Genomic DNA, 16,900 nt, shown 5'->3' on the forward strand with positions numbered 1-16,900 from the left:
CCATGACCGCCACCCCTTCACGCCGCGTGTCCGCCGTCGACGTCACCGAGGCCGCCGCGCCCGGACCGGACGGGCCGCTCGAGCAGCCCACCCTCGCCGAGCTCACGACGCTGCGTGTCGGCGGTCCGGCGGACGCCTACGTCGAGGCCACGACCGAGGCCGAGCTCGTCGACGCCGTCCGTGCGGCCGACGACGCGGGGGAACCCCTCCTCGTGCTCGGCGGCGGGTCCAACCTGCTCGTGAGCGACGAGGGCTTCGGCGGCGTCGTGGTGCGCGACGTGCGCGCCGAGATCCGGATCGACGCCGAGGACACGTGCGGCGGCGGCAGCATGACCGTGACCGCGGGGCAGGACTGGGACCGGCTCGTCGAGCAGGCCGTGGCCCAGGAGTGGGTCGGCGTCGAGGCGCTGTCGGGCATCCCCGGCACCGTCGGCGCGGCCCCCGTCCAGAACATCGGCGCCTACGGCCAGGAGGTCGCCGGAGCCGTCGCCTCGGTGCGCGTGTGGGACCGCGAGCAGGCCCGCATCCGCACCCTGGCCCTGATCGACCTCCAGTTCGGCTACCGCACCTCGCTCCTCAAGCGGAGCATGCACGCGTCGCCCGACGGCGGCGACATCTGGTACCCGTCACCGCGCTACGTCGTGCTCGAGGTCAGCTTCCAGATGCGGCTCGGGACCCTGTCCGCGCCCGTCGCCTACCCCGAGCTCGCCCGCCGCCTCGGTGTGCAGGTCGGGGACCGCGCACCGAGCACCGACGTCCGGGCCGCGGTCCTCGAGCTGCGGGGCGGCAAGGGCATGCTGCTCGACGACCCCGCCGCCCCCGACCACGACCGCTGGAGCGCCGGGTCCTTCTTCACGAACCCGGTCGTCGCCGCGGACCAGGCCGACCTGCTGCCGCCCGACGCACCGCGCTTCCCCGTCCGCTCCCCGCTCCCGTCCCGCACCACGGGCCCCAGCCTGGGCGAGATCGACCCGACGCTGGTCAAGACGTCGGCCGCCTGGCTCATCGAGCACGCGGGCTTCACCAAGGGCTACGGGGTGCACGGGCCGTCGAGCGCCGCGACGCTCTCGACCAAGCACACGCTCGCGCTCACCAACCGAGGTGGCGCCAGCGCGGCGGAGATCGTCGAGCTCGCCCGCACGGTGCGCGACGGCGTGCTCGACGCCTACGGGATCGAGCTCGTGCCCGAGCCCGTGCTGGTGGGCGTCGCGCTCTGAGGGCGCCCGCGCGCGGGTGCGGCGGCCCGGCAGGCCCCACCGTGCGGGCGGCCGGACGCGTCAGTACACGAGCACGGTCGTCCCCGCAGGGGCACCCCACACGTCCCAGATCCAGTTCATCGCGGCATTCGTCACGCGCACGCACCCGTGCGACGCGGGGCTCGGCGGCACCGAGCCGGAACCGTGCAGGGCGATCCCGCCCGTGAAGAACTTGGGGCGCCACATGCTGCCCAGCTCGAGCGACGACTCGTAGTTCGCATCGACCTGTCGGCCCACCTGGAACGAGCCGCGCGGCGTCCGGGCGACGTACGTCCTGCCCTTGGCCTCGTACCGTTCGCCGTTGCCCGACGAGGCGTTGAAGATCTTGGTGACCTGCCCGTCGTCGACGGCCACGACCAGCTGTCGGTCGATGTCGATCTCGATCACGTGCCCCGACGTGCTCCGGGCGGCAGGCCGGACCCCCTGGTCCAGGGCGGCCTGGGTCAGAGGGCCGACGCGGCCGTCGCGGCTGAGGCCCGCGGCCTTCTGGAGCGCCCAGACGGCCTGCTGCGTGCCCGGGCCGAACACGCCGTCGGGGGACGCACCCCAGTACCCGAGGTCGACGAGCCGCTGCTGGAGCGCGACGACGCGGTCGCCCGTGCTCCCGCGGGCCAGCTCGACGGTCGCCGGGTCCGGGGTGGGTGCGGGCGGCTCGACGGGCAGGGGCTCGGCCGGAGGCACGGGCGTCGGGGCAGGGGGTTCCGGGGTCGGAGCGGGGGGTTCGGGGGTCGGGGAAGGGGGCGGTGTCTGTGCCGGCGTGGGTGTGGGCGACGTGGAGGGGCTCGGCGTCGCGCGCGGGGAGCTCTCCGCTGACGCCGAGCCCCCCGGACCGCTGCCGGCCTGGGGGTCGGGTGCGTCGCAGCCCGCCACGAGGACGAACGAGAGCAGGGCGGCCGTCGCGGCCGCCAGGACCCGTCGGTTCGGTCGATCGGTCATGCACGCGCCCCTCGCCGTCGGGTTCCTCGGTGGAACCCCGTCGTCCCACCGTCCCACGCCGGCCCGGTGCACCACACACCGGGTGGCGACAGGTTGCGCAATCGTTGTGAAGCGTGCGGAGGTCCGGGGTCCGGGCGGACACCGACGGGCCTGCTGCGGTCAGCCGTCGTGCCGGCGCAGGAGCTCTCCGCGGACGAGGTCGAGGATCGCTTCGTCGTCGAGGCCCGCCTCGCGCACGGACGCGACGAACGCGCTCGCCGCCTGCCGGGCGACGACGTCGGCCGGGGCCACGCCGTCGGACACGACCGTGCCCGCCCGCCGGTTCGTCGTGGTGACCCCCGCGGCCTCGAGCTCGCGGTAGGCGCGCGCGACGGTGCCGGCCGCGAGGCCGAGGTCGGCCGCGAGCGCGCGGATCGTCGGGAGCCGGTCGCCGACCAGGAGGCGCTCGGACGCGACGTGCGCCACGACCTGGGAGCGGATCTGCTCGTAGGGAGGGACGCCCGACGAGAGGTCGATCTCGAGGTGCAGGCCCCCGCCCACGGGGGGCCGCTCTGTCCCGGCCACCTCAGGCCCTCCGAGGAGCGGTGACCGGCTCCACCGCGGGGGCGACGTCCGGCCCGACGAGCGGCAGCAGGCGCCCGGGCACGACCGCGAGGACGAGCGCGACCAGGCCCGCCGCGGACCCCAGCGCGACGAGCACCCACCCGGTCACGGGCTCCTCGACGGTCAGGAACGAGCGCCCGATCCAGACGAGGACGACGCAGAGCGTCAGCCCGGCGAGGAGCTGCGGCAGACGCAGGACGCGGCGTGCGGTCAGGCGGCGCAGCGCCATGTCCCAGGCGGGGTCGACCGCGTCGATCACGGGCCTGTTCGTGACGCGGCGCAGGACGAGCTCGACCGCGATCACCAGGACCAGAGCGCCGACGGCGAGGGGGACGGCCGCCTCCCAGGACGGGTAGGGCGTCGCGGTGACCAGCTCGACGAGGTTCTCCCGCCCGGGCCGGGAGGAGACCGTGCTGCGCTGGAGCGTCCCCGTGCGGGTCGCCGTGAGTCCTCCGAACAGGGCTGCGACGACGAGGAGTGCTGACCAGGCCCAGGTGGCCCTGCGCAGGGACCTCGGTGCGATGAGGTCCGTGCTGCGGGCCGCGAGCCCTGCTCGGCGGACCGTCCCGTCGGCGGCGCGCCAGGTGGCCTCGCCGACGAGGAGGACGGCGAGGTAGGCGATGGTGATCCCGACCGGGGCGACGGCCAGCGGCACGGGGTTCCACGTGGTCATCCAGTAGTCGGTGTCGGGGGCGTAGTCCGCGAAGCGGGGCGCGAGGTGGGCGCCGGAGGCGATCGCTCCGACGGACAGGAGCACCGGGGTGACCAGGAGCGCGACGACCCAGGCGGCGACGTGCGTCGTCGTGGCGCGCGCTCGGGCCACGACCGTCGCCGCCGCGACCGGCGTCGCGGACTCCGCGGCCCGACGGCGGGTCGCGCCCCTCGTGAGCGCGAGGGTCACGGCGGCGGTCGCACCGATCACGACGAGCAGCGGGGCGAGCAGGAAGACGACCGACCAGGCGAGGTCGTAGAGAGGGGGCATGAACAGCTCCGTGCGGAGACTTTGTATCGCCATGTCGATACAATGGCAGGGGCGGGGCGGGCTGTCAACGACTGCGTGAGAGGACTCTCACGCAGTCCTCATGTGCACGTCACGACCGGACGGTTCCCTCTGGCCATGGACACCGCCACGCAGCTCCTCACCGGACCACGGGCGGGCGACCTCCTCGAGGCGGCGCTCGCGGTGGACCACGTCGCCCTCGGGTCGTGGCGCGTGCACCAGGTGCACGCCCGCCCCGGCGCCGAGGTCAGCGTCGGGTACGAGGTCACGGTCCGCAGCGGTCCCGGCGGCGCCCGGACGCCGACCGGACGGCCCGAGTACCTCGTGGCCACGACCGCGGACCTCCCGGCGGACGTCGTCGAACGACGCGGGATCCTGCGGCTCGGCGACGGTGAGCAGACCGTGCACGTCTGGCGCCACCCCGTCGACCCCCTGCTGCCCGGGCTGGCCACGGCCTGCGACGCCGCGGCCCTCACCGACCGGTGGCGCTCGCTCGACCCGCACGCCCCGCTCGTCCTGGGGCTCGACCTCGTGACCTACCGGCCCCTGCGACGTGCCGTCCTGCGCGCGCGGACCACGGACGGCGACGTCTACCTCAAGGTCGTCCGGCCCGACCGCGTCACGGACCTCCGCATCCGCCACGACCTCTTCCGCGTCGCGGAGGCGGCTCCCATGGGCTATGCGCTCACGGCCCCGCCGGCCGCGCCCCGCGTGCTCGCCTCCCTCGGCGAGGGCATCCTCGTGCTCGCGGCCCGGCCGGAGGAGACGCTGGCCTCCGCGATCGCCTCGACGCCCCGGCACGAGCAGCCCCTGACGATCGACCCGCGCGAGCTGCTCAGGGCGTTGTGCGCGCTCCCGCAGGACGCCGTCCTGCTCGACCACCGGGCCGCCTGGGCCGACCGCTCGGAGCACTACGCGCGCGCCGCCGTCGGGCGCCTGCCGGGCCGTGCGGACCGGATCGTTGCCCTCGAGCGCTCGGTCCGCAGGATCGTGGCCGTCCGCGACCCGGGGCCCGTCGTCGCGACGCACGGCGACTTCTACGAGGCCAACGTCCTCCTGGTGGGCGGGGCGGGCTGCCGACGGGTGGCCGCGGTCCTCGACGTCGACACCCTGGGCCCAGGTCACCGCATCGACGACCTGGCCTGCATGACCGGGCACCTCGCGGTGCTGGAGACGCTCGCCCCCCAGGTCTACCCGGGCGTCGCCGGCCTGGTCGACCGCTGCCTCGCGGCCTTCGGCGAAGCCACCGACCCGGTGGGCCTGCGCGCGCGCAGCGCCGCCGTCGTGCTCTCCCTGCTGCCCGGGGCCCCGCGCGACGCCCTCGCAGAGGCCTGGCTCTCCGTCGCCGAGGAACTCCTCGCCGGGGCCGAGGCCCGTCTGAGAGTCCTCTCACGCCAGGCTCCTGCTGCTCTCATCCGGCGCGACGAGGCTCGGGTCGACGGGGCGGCGAACGTGCCGCCCACCGTCTGAGGAGGCAGGACATGGACGCACGGAGGATCTGGATCGCCACGGGCACGCTCGGCGTGCTCGGCGCCGGGCTCGGCGCGACGGTGGCCACAGCGCACGTCCGCGCGGGCGCCGAAGGCCCGACCGTCGTGACCGTCGACGAGCGCTCGGCGGCGTCGACCGCACGGGGGGCGGGCGTCGTGCCGAGCCCGTCGGACGTCGACCCGACGACCTCCACGACGACGGTCTCCACGAACACCGCCCGGACCGCGGCAAGCTCGGTGAGCCCGCTGAGCCCGGTCTCGGCGCAGACGTCCCCGTCGGCAGCCACCCCCTAGGGGGCGGGTGCCCTGACGGGGCGACTCGGCGGTCGGCGCGTCACCGGCCGCACGGAGAGGGCGGAGGCACACGGGCCTCCGCCCTCTCGTCGAGCCGTCGAGCCCCGCCGCACGGGCCGTGCCGGACCATGCCCGAGGTTGTCGACACTCCGGGACCGCACCCGTCGTACGTCGTACGACGTGGGGTCGGCCCTGCCGACCGGCTCAGGCCGCGGGGTCCGCCAGCCGGTACCCCATGCCGCGGACGGTGACCACGCGCTCGGGGCCGAGCTTGTTGCGCAGGTAGCGCACGTACACGTCCACGACGTTGGAACCCGGGTCGAAGTCGTACCCCCACACCCGGGAGAGCAGCTGCTCGCGGCTCAGCACCTGGCCCGGGTTGCGCAGGAACGTCTCGGCGAGCGCGAACTCCCGGGCCGAGAGATCGACCTCCCGGTCCTGCGTGCGGGCCCTGCGGGTGCGCAGGTCGAGGCTCAGGGAGCCGTGCGTGAGGACCGTGACCTCCCCGGCGGGCTCCGTCCGCAGGCGCAGCCGGATCCGGGCCAGGAGCTCCTCGAACCGGAACGGCTTGATCATGTAGTCGTCGGCGCCCCCCTCGAGGCCGGCGACCGTGTCCGTCACGGACGAGCGGGCCGTGAGGATGATGACCGGGATGGTGCTGCGGGCCGAGCGCAGGCGCCGCAGGACGGTGAACCCGTCCTGGTCGGGCAGCCCCAGGTCGAGGACCATCAGGTCGTAGTCGCCGGTCTGGGCCAGGTCGTAGCCCTCCCTCCCGGTGGTCACGGCGACGCTCGCATAGCCTGCGGCGCGCAGCCCCTTGGTCACGAACGACGAGATGCGGGTCTCGTCCTCGACGACGAGGATCTGGCTCACGACGACGTCCTTTCACCCAGGCGCGCCCGAGAGTCGACAGGTATCTCCATGGTGAGCGGGGTCTCCGCCACGACGCCCGGGGAGGACCTGGGCGCGAGCGGGCTGCCGCTCGCGCCCGACAGGTCGTCGGGTTCGTGGGCGGGAGGGTTCGGGCCGGGCTCGAGCGGGAGGTCCAGGGTGAAGGTCGAACCGAAGCCCCGGGTCGAGGAGACCTCGACCCGGCCCTCGTGACCGCCCGCGATCGCGCTGACGATCGCGAGGCCGAGCCCCGCTCCGTCCCGGAAGGCGGGGTCCCGCTCGGCCTGGGCGAAGCGGACGAAGATGCGTTCGAGCTGGTCGGGGGAGACGCCGATGCCCTCGTCGCGGACCCAGAGGCGGATCCGCCCGTCGCGGACCGCGGACCCCAGCGTGATCTTCGAGCCCGGGGCGGAGAACTTCACCGCGTTGGACGCGAGCTGCAACCACGCCTGCGTCAGTCGTTGCTCGTCGACGTTCGCCGTGGCCCCGGTCCTGGCGTCCACGGTCCACCGACGGTCGCCCAGGAGGCGGGCCTTGTCGAGGATGTCGTCGGTGAGCCGGCCGAGGTCCGTCTCCTCGAGCCGGACGAACCCCGGGCTGCCGGCCGTCGCGAGCGTCATGAGGTCGTCGACGAGCCGGTGCATCCGGTCGAGCTCGTCCAGCGCGAGGTCGCGCGTGCTCCCGGCGTCCTCGGGGTCCTCCGGGTCCATGAGCTCGAGGTGCCCCCGCACGATCGTGAGGGGGGTGCGCAGCTCGTGGCCGACGTCGTCGAGGAGCTCGTGCTCGGCGTCGAACGCCGCCGCGAGACGGTCCAGCATCTCGTTGAACGCGTGCGTGAGGTCCGAGACGTCGTCGTTGCCGGTGACGGGGAGCCGCTCGGACGTGTGGGTGTCGCTGATGCGCCGGGCGGTCTGGCCGAGGAGGCGGACCGGGCGCAGGAGCCGACCGGCGACCAGCCAGCCCACCGCCGCGATCAGGAGGAGCGCGACCACGGCGATGATCGCGTAGGTCCGGAACACCTGGTCGAACTCGGCGTGCTCCGCGCTGCGGTCGAAGGCCAGCACGAGCGCGGAGGGGACGTCGCCGTCGGTCACGGGGATGACGAGGACCCGGTAGCTCGTCTCGGGGGTCGTGATCTGGCGGAGCACGACCACCCGCCCCGTCGTGTAGGGCTCGAGCTCCTCCATGAGGGCCTCGTCGTCCTCGAGGCGCAGCGGCACGGGCGTGGCCGCGATCCACTGGGTGCGGCCTCCACGGAAGCCGACCATGCCCTCGTGCGGTGCGGGCACGGTCTGCCGCATGGCGGTGTTGACGAGGTCGTCCGACGAGGTGAACCGCTCCCCGGTCGAGGGGTGCACTCCGTCGTGGGCGAGGGCCTCGAACTCCTCGAGCGAGCGCGTGAGGGACTGGTCCATCCGGTCGTCGACGTGCGCGCGCTGAGCGGTGTAGGCGACGCCGCCCGCGATGATCAGGCCGAGGGCGGCGAGGGCGAGGACGGCCCCGAGGATCCGGGCCCGGACGGTCTGGAGGCGGGAGGGGGCGCGACGGGGGGCGGCACCGGTCCCCTGGCCGTGGTGAGCCATCAGCCGTTCCCCGTGTCCGGCGTCCACATGCCGTCGTCGTACTCGTCGGACGGCCGGTACATGCCGTCGTCGTACTCGTCCCCGGGGTGGTACATGCCGTCGTCGTACGGCGGCTCGGGGGTCTTGTCCACCGTGTCGCTCCCGATCCGCGGCGGGGCGGGCTGCACGGGCACCAGGGGTGCGCTCGGCGTGTCCTGCTCGCCGTCGTCCGACGGCGCCCCGGGCTCCTCGTCGGTCTCCTGGTCGGAGGGCAGCGTGGGCACCGGCGGCGTCGAGGTGGTCTCCTCGGGGGTCGGGGCGGGGGTCAGCACGACGAGCCCCCGCAGGTCACGGTCGGGCGGGCTCGCCGAGACCAGTGCCACGGCGCCGGCGCCCGCGCCGAGTGCGACCACCACGAGCGCGATCACCCACATCGTCGTCCGTCGCATGGCGCGAGTATCACGGGCGCGCATGAGAGGGGAATGAGAGCGTGTGTCACCCGTTCCGTGGTCGTGGTCGCCCGACGTCACGGGGCGGGATCCTGCGCGAGCCAGTCGTCGACACCCCCGAGCAGGCGGGCCCGCGTGCTCGCGCCCGCGCGGCTCGCGCGGATCGAGGACCGGGCGAGGTCGGCGAGCTCCTCGTCGGAGAACCCGTGCTCGGTCCGCGCCGACTCGTACTGCGCGACGAGGCGTGACCCGAACAGCAGCGGGTCGTCGGCGCCGAGCGCGACCTGGGCCCCCGCGTCGACGAGGGCCCCGAGCGGGACCTGGGCGCCGTCGTCGTACACCCCGAGCGACACGTTCGACGCCGGGCACACCTCGAGCGCGACCCCGCGCGCGACGACCTCCTCGAGGACCCGAGGGTCCTCGACCGAGCGCACCCCGTGCCCGATCCGGTCGGGGTCCAGGTCCGTCAGGACCTCGGTCACGTGGTCGGGGCCGAGGAGCTCGCCGCCGTGCGGGACGAGCGCGAGGCCTGCACGGCGTGCGATCGCGAAGGCCGGGGCGAACGCCGCGGTGTCCCCGCGGCGCTCGTCGTTGCTCAGCCCGAAGCCCAGCACCTCGCCCGGGCCGTCGCCCACGTACTGCGCGGCGAGGCGCGCGAGCGTGCGGGCGTCGAGCGGGTGGCGCATGCGGGACGCGGCCACGATCACGCCGACCTCGGTGCCCGTCGCGGCGCTCGCCTCCCTGGCGGCGTCGAGCACGATCTCCACCGCGGGCGAGATGCCTCCCACGAACGGCGCGTACGACGTCGGGTCGACCTGGATCTCGAGGCGGCCCGAGCCCTCGGCCGCGTCGTCCTCGGCGGCCTCGTGCACGATGCGGCGCATGTCCGCCTCCGAGCGCACGCACGCCCGCGCGGCGTCGTACAGGCGCTGGAAGCGGAACCACCCGCGCTCGGTCGCGGGCAGCCGCAGCGGGTCGCCGTCGAGCAGGGCCGCCGGCAGCCGCACGCCGTACTGCGCCGCGAGGTCGTGCAGCGTCTCCGGCCGCATGGAGCCGGTGAAGTGCAGGTGGAGGTGGGCCTTGGGGAGCTTCGCCAGATCACGCACAGGGGCAGTCTTGCACCCCGCCCGTCCCGCGCGGACCCGCGGCCCGCTCCCCGGTCTCCCGGGATGCGAGACCTTCACACCCCGGGCAGGATGCCCCGCTCGATCGCGACCGTCACGGCACGCGTGCGGTCGTCGACGCCCAGCTTGGCGAACGCCCGCAGCAGGTGCGTCTTGACCGTGGCCTCGGAGATGAACAGCTCGCGCCCGATCGCGGGGTTGCTGAGCCCGCGCGCGACGAGCGCGAGGACCTGGGCCTCGCGCGCGGTCAGGCGCTCGCCCGCGCCGCGGACGCTCGTCACGAGCCGGGTCGCGACCGTGGGGGCCAGGACCGTCTCGCCCCGGGCCGCGGCCCGGATGCCCGCGACGAGCACGTCGCGCGGGGTGTCCTTGAGCAGGTAGCCCGTCGCGCCCGCCTCGACCGCGCGCAGGATGTCGGTGTCGGTCTCGTACGTCGTGAGCACCACGACGCGTGGTCTCGTCGCGCCGGGGGCAGCGAGGATCTCGGTCGTCGCGCCCACGCCGTCGAGCACAGGCATGCGCAGGTCCATGAGCACGACGTCGGGGGCCAGGTCGCGCGCGAGAGCGACGCCCTCGCGGCCGTCGCCCGCCTCACCCACCACGACGAGGTCCGGCTCGGCGGTGAGCATCCCGACCAGCCCCGAGCGCACGACCGGGTGGTCGTCGATCACGAGGACCCGCACCACGGGGGCCGACGACGGCCCTCCCGCCCCGGTCGCCGCCCCCCGCCCGCGGGTGGGAGGCGCCGTCCGGCGGTCGGGCAGGGGTGGCGGGTGGTCGGCGGGCAGGGTCACGGGTGGCTCCGGGGGTCGACGGCAGGCAGGGAAGGGGAGTCGGTGGGGAGGGGCGCGGGGACGGGCAGCTCGACGCGGACGGTCGTCCCGTCGGCGGGCGGGGACTCGACGGTCACGACGCCGTCGCCCGCTGCCACGCGTTCCCGCATGCCGCGCAGGCCGAAGCCCTCGACGGCGCCCGGACCCAGCCCGCGACCGTCGTCGGCGACCTCGAGGACGACCGTGGCGCCGTCGGGCCGGGCGGCCCCCGGGGGAGAGATGCCCGCGCCCCCCGGGCCCAGCGACACGACGACGGCGCTCGCCTCCGCGTGTCGGCGCACGTTCGCCAGGGCCTCCTGCGCCGCACGCAGCAGGACCACGTCCTCGGCGCTGCCCAGCCCCGGCACGGCCGACAGCCGGAGCGTGACCGAGACCCCGGACTCGTCCTCGAAGCGGGCCGCGAGCCGCTCGAGCGCCTCGACGAGCGTCGCGCCCTGCAGGGGGAGGGGAGCGAACGCCGTCACGAGCGACCGGGCCTCCGCGAGGTTGTCGCGGGCCGTGGCCTCGACGAGCGCGAGCCGGTCCCGGGCCGCGGACGTGTCCGCACGGTCCAGGTCGGCGCTCGCGGCCTGCGCGAGCATGACGACGCTCGTGAAGCCCTGTGCCAGGGTGTCGTGGATCTCGCGGGCCATGCGCTCGCGCTCGGCCGCGACCCCGGCCGCGTGGTGCACCGTCCCGAGCTCGGCCTGGGCGGCCTTCAGCTCGTCGACGAGCTGGGCGTGCCGGACGGTCTGGAGCATCGTCTGGCCCACCCACGTCCCGAGCAGGACCGAGAAGACGAGCGCGACCCCCATCTGCGGGGCCGCCTCGGCCAGCGCCGCGCGAGAGAACCCGTACGGAGCCGTGAGCGCGAGCGTCGTGCCCACCGCGAGGAGCGTCGAGAGGGTCAGGCTGACCCAGCGGTGCTCGGACAGCATCCAGATCTGGGTGAACGCGACGAACAGCAGGAACGTCCCGAGCTGGTTCTGGATCACGGCGACGTCGGTCGCGACGATCATGATCACCAGGTAGCTCACGGCCAGCCGCTGGTCGCGGTTCCGTGCGGCCCGGCGTCCCAGGAACGTGTACGCCAGCAGGATCACGCCGATCGCGCCGAGCGCCCGGGCGAGGCGGTCCGGCTCGACCCCGGCCAGGAGCAGCGCGACCGCGCTCAGGACCACGACGACGTAGAAGCCGACGTCCCACCACACGACGACCCGGTCCCACGACGACTCGAACCGGTCCACGGCCGGTCCGGCCGCCGGGTCGCGACCGGCGACCGGGTGCACGGGCGAGGTGCCGGAGCGCACCCCGTCCTCCGCGCGCTCGCCCGCAGGACGGTCCACCGGGCTCTCAGCCGTCGTCACGCCGCCTCCACCTGAACGTCCGGACCCCCACCACGAGGCCCACGACGAGCCACGCCCCCAGTACAGCAGCCGTCGCGCCGTGCTGCCACGACCCGCCCACCTCGAGGACCACGGCCTCGGGCGGCAGGAACACCGAGCGCATGCCCTGCGCGAGCCACTTGAGCGGGAACAGGGACGCGACCTGCTGCATCCACGACGGGAGGGCGAAGAACGCGAAGAACACGCCCGAGATGAACTGCAGGACCAGGACGATCGGGGTCACGACCGCGGTCACGGACTTGCCCGACCGGGGGACCGAGGAGAACGCGACGCCCAGGACGGAGCCGGTGGCGGTGCCGAGCACGAACACCCAGGCGAACGTCGCCCAGGCCGACGCGGTCGAGGGCATCGGGACGTCGAACGCCGTGGCGGAGAGCACCAGCAGCGCCGCGGTCTGGACCGTCGTGACGATCAGGACCTGCCCGACCTTCCCCAGGAAGTAGGACGTCGCGGGCAGGGGCGTGGCGCGCAGGCGCTTGAGCGTCCCGTCGTCGCGCTCGACCGTGATCGAGATCGCGAGGTTCTGGAAGCTCGTGAGCATGACGCCCGTGGCGACCATGCCCGGGAGGAAGTACTGCGCGTAGGGCACCGAGCCCGCGGCGCTGCCCTGCTCCTCCTGGCCGAACACGGTCGAGAAGATCGCCATCATGATCAGCGGGTACGCCAGGATGAAGATCACGGCCTCGCGCTCGCGCAGGAACGCGAGGAGCTCGATCCAGGTGCGCCGCAGCGCGAGGTTCGCGGTGCTGGGCAGGGAGCGGCCGGCGGGCTGGGCCCGGGTGGCGGTCTGGGCGCTCATCGGGAGGCCTCCTCGGTGACGGCCGCGTCGGCGGCGTGGTGCGACGGGTCGGTGGGAGCGGGCAGGTCCGGCAGGTCCGGTGCCCCCGCCCCGAGGGACGGGGTCGTCGGGGTGGCACCGATGAGCCCCAGGTACACGTCCTCGAGGCTCGGCTGGAGCACCCGCAGGCCGGGCACCTCGCCGTCGGGCCCGGCCAGGCGCGCCGCGAGCGAGGAGACCAGCGCGGTCGGGTGGTCGGTGCGCTCGGCGTGCGTGACGCCGTCGGACACCCACTGCACGACGGGGCGCAGCGCGTCGGGCCCGCCCAGGTCCGCGGGCGCGCCGAGCGCCACGATCCTGCCGTCCCGCACGACGGCGGCACGGTCGGCCAGGTGCGCGGCCTCGTCGAGGTAGTGGGTCGTCAGGAGGATCGTGGTGCCGCCCTCGCGCAGCGCGAGCACGAGGTCCCAGAAGCTGCGGCGGGCCTGCGGGTCGAACCCGGTCGTGGGTTCGTCGAGGAACAGCAGCTCGGGGTCGCCCACGATCCCGAGCGCCACGTCGAGGCGGCGGCGCTGGCCGCCCGAGAGCTGGCGGGAGCGGGTCGTGGCCTTCTCCAGGAGCCCGACGGCGGCGATCACCTCGTCGGGGTCGCGCGCGGCCGGGTAGAAGGTCGCGAAGTGGTGCACGAGCTCGCGCACCGTGAGCTCGGCCTGGTCGCGCGAGTCCTGCAGGACGACGCCGATCCTGCTGCGCCACGCACGGCCCGCGAGGGCGGGGTCCTCGCCGAGGACCTGGACCTGTCCGCCGTCGCGCCGGCGGAAGCCCTCGAGGATCTCGACCGTCGTGGTCTTGCCCGCGCCGTTGGGCCCGAGGACCGCGAAGATCTCGCCGCGCTCGACCGTGAGGTCCAGGCCGTCGACCGCCTGCTTCACGGTGTCGCCGCCCTGCGTGTAGCGCTTCGTGAGGCCGCGGACCTCGATCGCCGGGGCGTCCGTTCCTGCTCGGGGAGGTGTCCTGTGTGGGCTCATGGCTCCAGCGTGGCCGTGGCGGGTGGTGCGGCGCGACGACCGGTCGGGGGGACCTGGCGTCCACCGACCGGTGGACGCCGGGACCGGTCCGTACGGACCTCCGCTACTGTGGAGTCGAGGGAATCTGGTCCGCGGACCGCTCCGGTGCCACGGTGTGACAGGCCGTGGGGTCGCGAAGGGGCTGGTCGGATCGCCGTCCGGGACCGCTGAGAGGTCGAGTTCGACCACGGCGCTCCGGTCGCGTACAGTATTCCTTCGGTGGCAGGTGTCCACCCGATGTTCTCTGCCTTCACGGAGGGTCGTGGGGTGGTGTCCATCACGAAGGGCAGTGGCGCAATTGGTAGCGCAGCGGTCTCCAAAACCGCAGGTTGCAGGTTCGAGCCCTGTCTGCCCTGCAAGGCGTCACCCCTCCCGGGGTGTGCGCGTAGTCCGGTAACGGGTTACACCACGAGAGGTCCAGCATCGGTTTCGGTTTCAACGTCACGTAGTGGGGATGAACAGTGAGCGAATCGCCATCAGAGGCGTTGGGTGCTGAAGGCGTGCGCGCCGGCGGTGACAAGAAGAAGGGCGACGCGAAGAAGGGCAACATCTTCTCGCGCATCGCGCTCTTCGTCCGCCAGGTCATCGCGGAGCTCAAGAAGGTCGTCACCCCCACCCGTTCCGAGCTGATCACCTACACCACCGTCGTCCTGGTCTTCGTGGCCGTGGTCATGGCGTTCGTGACGGTGCTCGACTACGGGATCGGCCAGGCCGTCCTGTGGGTCTTCGGAGGCTGATCCCCGGAGGGCGCCCCGTGCCGCGAGGATCTCGCGGTGCCGGAGGAGTTCGCGCCCGGAGCGTACGGACCGGTCCCGTCAGTTGCATGTTCGCGTAGTCAAGGAAAGCAGGTTCGTTCGTGTCCCAGGAGTCGCTGGACCAGGCGGAGAACGTCGATCCCACCGAGCCCGTCGCCGAAGGCGCCGAGGCCGAGCTCGACGCGCCTGAGGCTGCCATCGACGAGGTCGACGCAGAGGCGCAGGACGCCCCGGACGCCGAGGCAGAGGAGTCGGCCGAGGCCGACGACGAGCAGCCCGCCGACGACGAGCCCTCTGACGACGAGCCCCGTGTCGACGAGGACGGCGACGTCCTCGAGGACCTCGACCCGCTCGAGGAGTTCAAGAAGGACCTGCGCACCAAGCCGGGCGACTGGTTCGTCATCCACTCCTACGCGGGCTACGAGAACCGTGTGAAGGCCAACCTGGAGAACCGCATCCAGAGCCTGAACATGGAGGACTACATCTTCCAGATCGAAGTCCCCATGGAAGAGGTCGCGGAGATCAAGAACGCGCAGAAGAAGATCGTGCGTCGCGTCCGCATCCCCGGCTACGTCCTGGTGCGCATGGACCTGACCGACGAGTCGTGGGGCGCCGTGCGCCACACGCCCGGCGTCACGGGCTTCGTGGGTCACACCCACCAGCCGGTTCCGCTGACGCTCGACGAGGTCTTCTCGATGCTCGCCCCGACGATCGAGCCCAAGGCCGAGGCGGGCAAGCCCGCCCAGTCCGCCAAGGCGCCGTTCGAGGTCGACTTCCAGGTCGGCGAGTCGGTCACCGTCACGGACGGCCCGTTCGACACCCTGCCCGCGACGATCTCCGAGATCAACGCCGAGGGCCAGAAGCTCAAGGTCCTCGTCTCCATCTTCGGCCGGGAGACCCCGGTCGAGCTGTCGTTCAGCCAGGTCGCCAAGATCTGACGCTGCTCGACAGCACCTGCAACCGGGTCATCGCCCACGGCGTCGGCCCAGACACAGAAAGCACGGAACACTCATGCCTCCCAAGAAGAAGGTCTCTGGGCTGATCAAGCTCCAGATCCAGGCCGGTGCTGCAACTCCCGCCCCGCCGATCGGCCCCGCGCTCGGTCAGCACGGCGTCAACATCATGGAGTTCTGCAAGGCCTACAACGCGGCGACCGAGTCGCAGCGTGGCAACGTCGTCCCCGTGGAGATCACGGTCTACGAGGACCGTTCCTTCACCTTCATCACCAAGACGCCGCCGGCTGCCGAGCTCATCAAGAAGGCTGCGGGCGTCGACAAGGGATCGCCCACGCCGCACACGGTCAAGGTCGCGAAGCTGACCTCGGCGCAGGTGCGCGAGATCGCTCAGACCAAGCTCGAGGACCTCAACGCGAACGACCTCGACGCCGCGGCGCTCATCATCGCGGGCACCGCCCGTTCGATGGGCATCACCGTCGAGGGCTGAGCACCACCCTCGGACCGGTCCTGACCGGTCCTCCGGTCGGCCTCTGGGCCGACCAGTCATGATTCATCAGGTCCCGGCGAGCTCGCCCGCCGGGACAGTGGCAGGGTCCGCGCGGACCCGTAGACCACGACTGCTCGAGAAGGAGAAGCAGATGGCAACGCGCAGCAAGGCGTACCGCGCCGCAGCGGAGAAGATCGACCGCGACGAGCTCTACACCCCGCTCCAGGCTGTTCGCCTGGCGAAGGAGACCTCGCCCACCAAGTACGACGCGACCGTCGAGGTCGCGTTCCGCCTCGGTGTCGACCCCCGCAAGGCGGACCAGATGGTCCGTGGCACGGTCAACCTCCCCCACGGCACGGGCAAGACCGCCCGCGTCCTGGTCTTCGCGAACGGCGAGAAGGCGGAGCAGGCCCGTGCGGCCGGCGCCGACATCGTCGGTGGCGACGAGCTCATCGAGAAGGTGGCCGCAGGCTTCACGGACTTCGACTCCGCGGTCGCGACGCCGGACCTCATGGGCAAGGTCGGTCGCCTCGGTAAGGTCCTCGGCCCCCGTGGTCTGATGCCGAACCCGAAGACCGGCACCGTCACGATGGACGTCGCGAAGGCCGTCGAGGACATCAAGGGCGGAAAGATCGAGTTCCGCGTCGACAAGCACGCGAACCTCCACTTCATCATCGGCAAGGTCTCGTTCGACGAGAAGGCGCTCGTGGAGAACTACGCCGCAGCGATCGAAGAGGTCCTGCGTCTGAAGCCGTCCTCCTCGAAGGGCCGCTACATCATCAAGGCGACGCTCTCGACCACGATGGGCCCCGGCATCCCGCTGGACCAGTCCAAGGTCTCGAAGCTCCTCGAGGACGACGCGGCCTGATCGCCTCGTTCTCCCGCCCGACGGCGCCTCTCCCCTTCTCGGGGAGGGGCGCCGTCGTCGTCGGCGCACCGGCGCATCGGCGCACCGCTGAGCGTGCTTCGTGCACCGGGGCCGGTGGGAAGCGCCGAGCCGCTCGGTTCTCGGCTCCCTGGGCGGAGCCGAGAGC

18 protein-coding genes and 1 tRNA gene are annotated in these 16,900 nt (G+C 73.4%); 8 read left to right on the forward strand and 11 right to left on the reverse strand.

Features of this window, described 5'->3' with window-relative positions; translation table 11 throughout:
- The first annotated feature begins 2 nt into the window (after positions 1 to 2).
- Complete coding sequence (locus tag H9623_RS03210) at positions 3 to 1,217, forward strand: UDP-N-acetylmuramate dehydrogenase (RefSeq protein ID WP_193718653.1); 1,215 nt, start codon at positions 3 to 5, stop codon at positions 1,215 to 1,217.
- 60 nt (positions 1,218 to 1,277) lie between these two features.
- On the opposite strand, the gene H9623_RS03215 is transcribed toward H9623_RS03210, so the two are convergent.
- The 3 genes from H9623_RS03215 to H9623_RS03225 form a co-directional block, all read right to left on the reverse strand.
- Positions 1,278 to 2,192 (reverse strand): L,D-transpeptidase family protein, encoded by a 915-nt coding sequence (locus H9623_RS03215; RefSeq protein WP_193718654.1) that lies wholly within the window; start codon positions 2,190 to 2,192, stop codon positions 1,278 to 1,280.
- A gap of 159 nt (positions 2,193 to 2,351) precedes the next feature.
- Positions 2,352 to 2,756 (reverse strand): GntR family transcriptional regulator, encoded by a 405-nt coding sequence (locus H9623_RS03220; RefSeq protein WP_321575262.1) that lies wholly within the window; start codon positions 2,754 to 2,756, stop codon positions 2,352 to 2,354.
- Position 2,757: 1 nt separating this feature from the next.
- Positions 2,758 to 3,777, reverse strand: a complete 1,020-nt coding sequence (locus H9623_RS03225) for a hypothetical protein (RefSeq protein ID WP_193718655.1) — start codon at positions 3,775 to 3,777, stop codon at positions 2,758 to 2,760.
- A 135-nt stretch (positions 3,778 to 3,912) separates the two neighbouring features.
- On the opposite strand from H9623_RS03225, the gene H9623_RS03230 reads away from it, so the two are divergent.
- Both H9623_RS03230 and H9623_RS03235 read left to right on the forward strand, forming a co-directional pair.
- Positions 3,913 to 5,265 carry a phosphotransferase family protein gene (locus H9623_RS03230; RefSeq protein WP_193718656.1) on the forward strand — a complete coding sequence of 451 codons (1,353 nt, stop codon included), beginning with the start codon at positions 3,913 to 3,915 and terminating at the stop codon, positions 5,263 to 5,265.
- 11 nt (positions 5,266 to 5,276) lie between these two features.
- Positions 5,277 to 5,579 (forward strand): hypothetical protein, encoded by a 303-nt coding sequence (locus H9623_RS03235; RefSeq protein WP_193718657.1) that lies wholly within the window; start codon positions 5,277 to 5,279, stop codon positions 5,577 to 5,579.
- 204 nt (positions 5,580 to 5,783) lie between these two features.
- On the opposite strand, the gene H9623_RS03240 is transcribed toward H9623_RS03235, so the two are convergent.
- The 8 genes from H9623_RS03240 to H9623_RS03275 form a co-directional block, all read right to left on the reverse strand.
- Entirely contained in the window at positions 5,784 to 6,452 is a 669-nt protein-coding gene (locus tag H9623_RS03240; RefSeq protein WP_193718658.1) for a response regulator transcription factor, read from the reverse strand.
- Positions 6,449 to 8,053 carry a sensor histidine kinase gene (locus tag H9623_RS03245; protein ID WP_193718659.1) on the reverse strand — a complete coding sequence of 535 codons (1,605 nt, stop codon included), beginning with the start codon at positions 8,051 to 8,053 and terminating at the stop codon, positions 6,449 to 6,451. The genes H9623_RS03240 and H9623_RS03245 overlap by 4 nt, the downstream gene beginning before the upstream one ends.
- Positions 8,053 to 8,481: a hypothetical protein gene (locus tag H9623_RS03250; RefSeq protein ID WP_193718660.1), complete on the reverse strand. Its 429-nt coding sequence runs from the start codon at positions 8,479 to 8,481 to the stop codon at positions 8,053 to 8,055. The genes H9623_RS03245 and H9623_RS03250 overlap by 1 nt, the downstream gene beginning before the upstream one ends.
- A 77-nt stretch (positions 8,482 to 8,558) precedes the next feature.
- Positions 8,559 to 9,587, reverse strand: coding sequence for an adenosine deaminase (locus H9623_RS03255; protein ID WP_193718661.1), 1,029 nt, complete (start codon positions 9,585 to 9,587; stop codon positions 8,559 to 8,561).
- 74 nt (positions 9,588 to 9,661) lie between these two features.
- The gene (locus H9623_RS03260) at positions 9,662 to 10,291 is read right to left on the reverse strand and encodes a response regulator (protein ID WP_193718803.1); all 630 of its coding nucleotides are present in this window, start codon (positions 10,289 to 10,291) and stop codon (positions 9,662 to 9,664) included.
- Between the two features lie 104 nt (positions 10,292 to 10,395).
- Positions 10,396 to 11,784, reverse strand: a complete 1,389-nt coding sequence (locus tag H9623_RS19900) for a sensor histidine kinase (protein ID WP_193718662.1) — start codon at positions 11,782 to 11,784, stop codon at positions 10,396 to 10,398.
- Positions 11,771 to 12,622 carry an ABC transporter permease gene (locus H9623_RS03270; RefSeq protein ID WP_193718663.1) on the reverse strand — a complete coding sequence of 284 codons (852 nt, stop codon included), beginning with the start codon at positions 12,620 to 12,622 and terminating at the stop codon, positions 11,771 to 11,773. The genes H9623_RS19900 and H9623_RS03270 overlap by 14 nt, the downstream gene beginning before the upstream one ends.
- Positions 12,619 to 13,629: an ABC transporter ATP-binding protein gene (locus tag H9623_RS03275; protein ID WP_193718664.1), complete on the reverse strand. Its 1,011-nt coding sequence runs from the start codon at positions 13,627 to 13,629 to the stop codon at positions 12,619 to 12,621. The genes H9623_RS03270 and H9623_RS03275 overlap by 4 nt, the downstream gene beginning before the upstream one ends.
- Positions 13,630 to 13,951: 322 nt before the next feature.
- On the opposite strand from H9623_RS03275, the gene H9623_RS03280 reads away from it, so the two are divergent.
- The 5 genes from H9623_RS03280 (at position 13,952) to rplA (ending at position 16,734) form a co-directional block, all read left to right on the forward strand.
- Positions 13,952 to 14,024, forward strand: a tRNA-Trp gene (locus H9623_RS03280).
- Positions 14,025 to 14,129: 105 nt separating this feature from the next.
- On the forward strand, positions 14,130 to 14,405 hold the full coding sequence (gene secE / locus H9623_RS03285) for a preprotein translocase subunit SecE (RefSeq protein WP_193718665.1): 276 nt from the start codon (positions 14,130 to 14,132) through the stop codon (positions 14,403 to 14,405).
- Between the two features lie 119 nt (positions 14,406 to 14,524).
- Complete coding sequence (gene nusG / locus H9623_RS03290) at positions 14,525 to 15,361, forward strand: transcription termination/antitermination protein NusG (RefSeq protein ID WP_193718666.1); 837 nt, start codon at positions 14,525 to 14,527, stop codon at positions 15,359 to 15,361.
- 73 nt (positions 15,362 to 15,434) lie between these two features.
- Positions 15,435 to 15,866, forward strand: coding sequence for a 50S ribosomal protein L11 (gene rplK / locus H9623_RS03295; protein ID WP_193718667.1), 432 nt, complete (start codon positions 15,435 to 15,437; stop codon positions 15,864 to 15,866).
- Positions 15,867 to 16,017: 151 nt separating this feature from the next.
- Positions 16,018 to 16,734, forward strand: a complete 717-nt coding sequence (rplA, locus tag H9623_RS03300) for a 50S ribosomal protein L1 (protein ID WP_138825567.1) — start codon at positions 16,018 to 16,020, stop codon at positions 16,732 to 16,734.
- Positions 16,735 to 16,900: the final 166 nt, after the last annotated feature.

The sequence above is a fragment of the Oerskovia douganii genome (genome assembly GCF_015142735.1).
Taxonomy (GTDB): domain Bacteria; phylum Actinomycetota; class Actinomycetes; order Actinomycetales; family Cellulomonadaceae; genus Oerskovia; species Oerskovia douganii.

Coding starts and splice junctions, on each gene's coding strand:
- H9623_RS03230 (WP_193718656.1), top strand. CDS start 3,913: ATGGACACCGCCACGCAGCTCCTCACCGGACCACGGGCGGGCGACCTC.
- H9623_RS03225 (WP_193718655.1), bottom strand. CDS start 3,777: ATGCCCCCTCTCTACGACCTCGCCTGGTCGGTCGTCTTCCTGCTCGCC.
- H9623_RS03245 (WP_193718659.1), bottom strand. CDS start 8,053: ATGGCTCACCACGGCCAGGGGACCGGTGCCGCCCCCCGTCGCGCCCCC.
- H9623_RS03235 (WP_193718657.1), top strand. CDS start 5,277: ATGGACGCACGGAGGATCTGGATCGCCACGGGCACGCTCGGCGTGCTC.
- H9623_RS03270 (WP_193718663.1), bottom strand. CDS start 12,622: ATGAGCGCCCAGACCGCCACCCGGGCCCAGCCCGCCGGCCGCTCCCTG.
- H9623_RS03215 (WP_193718654.1), bottom strand. CDS start 2,192: ATGACCGATCGACCGAACCGACGGGTCCTGGCGGCCGCGACGGCCGCC.
- H9623_RS03250 (WP_193718660.1), bottom strand. CDS start 8,481: ATGCGACGGACGACGATGTGGGTGATCGCGCTCGTGGTGGTCGCACTC.
- H9623_RS03210 (WP_193718653.1), top strand. CDS start 3: ATGACCGCCACCCCTTCACGCCGCGTGTCCGCCGTCGACGTCACCGAG.
- rplA (WP_138825567.1), top strand. CDS start 16,018: ATGGCAACGCGCAGCAAGGCGTACCGCGCCGCAGCGGAGAAGATCGAC.
- rplK (WP_193718667.1), top strand. CDS start 15,435: ATGCCTCCCAAGAAGAAGGTCTCTGGGCTGATCAAGCTCCAGATCCAG.
- H9623_RS03275 (WP_193718664.1), bottom strand. CDS start 13,629: ATGAGCCCACACAGGACACCTCCCCGAGCAGGAACGGACGCCCCGGCG.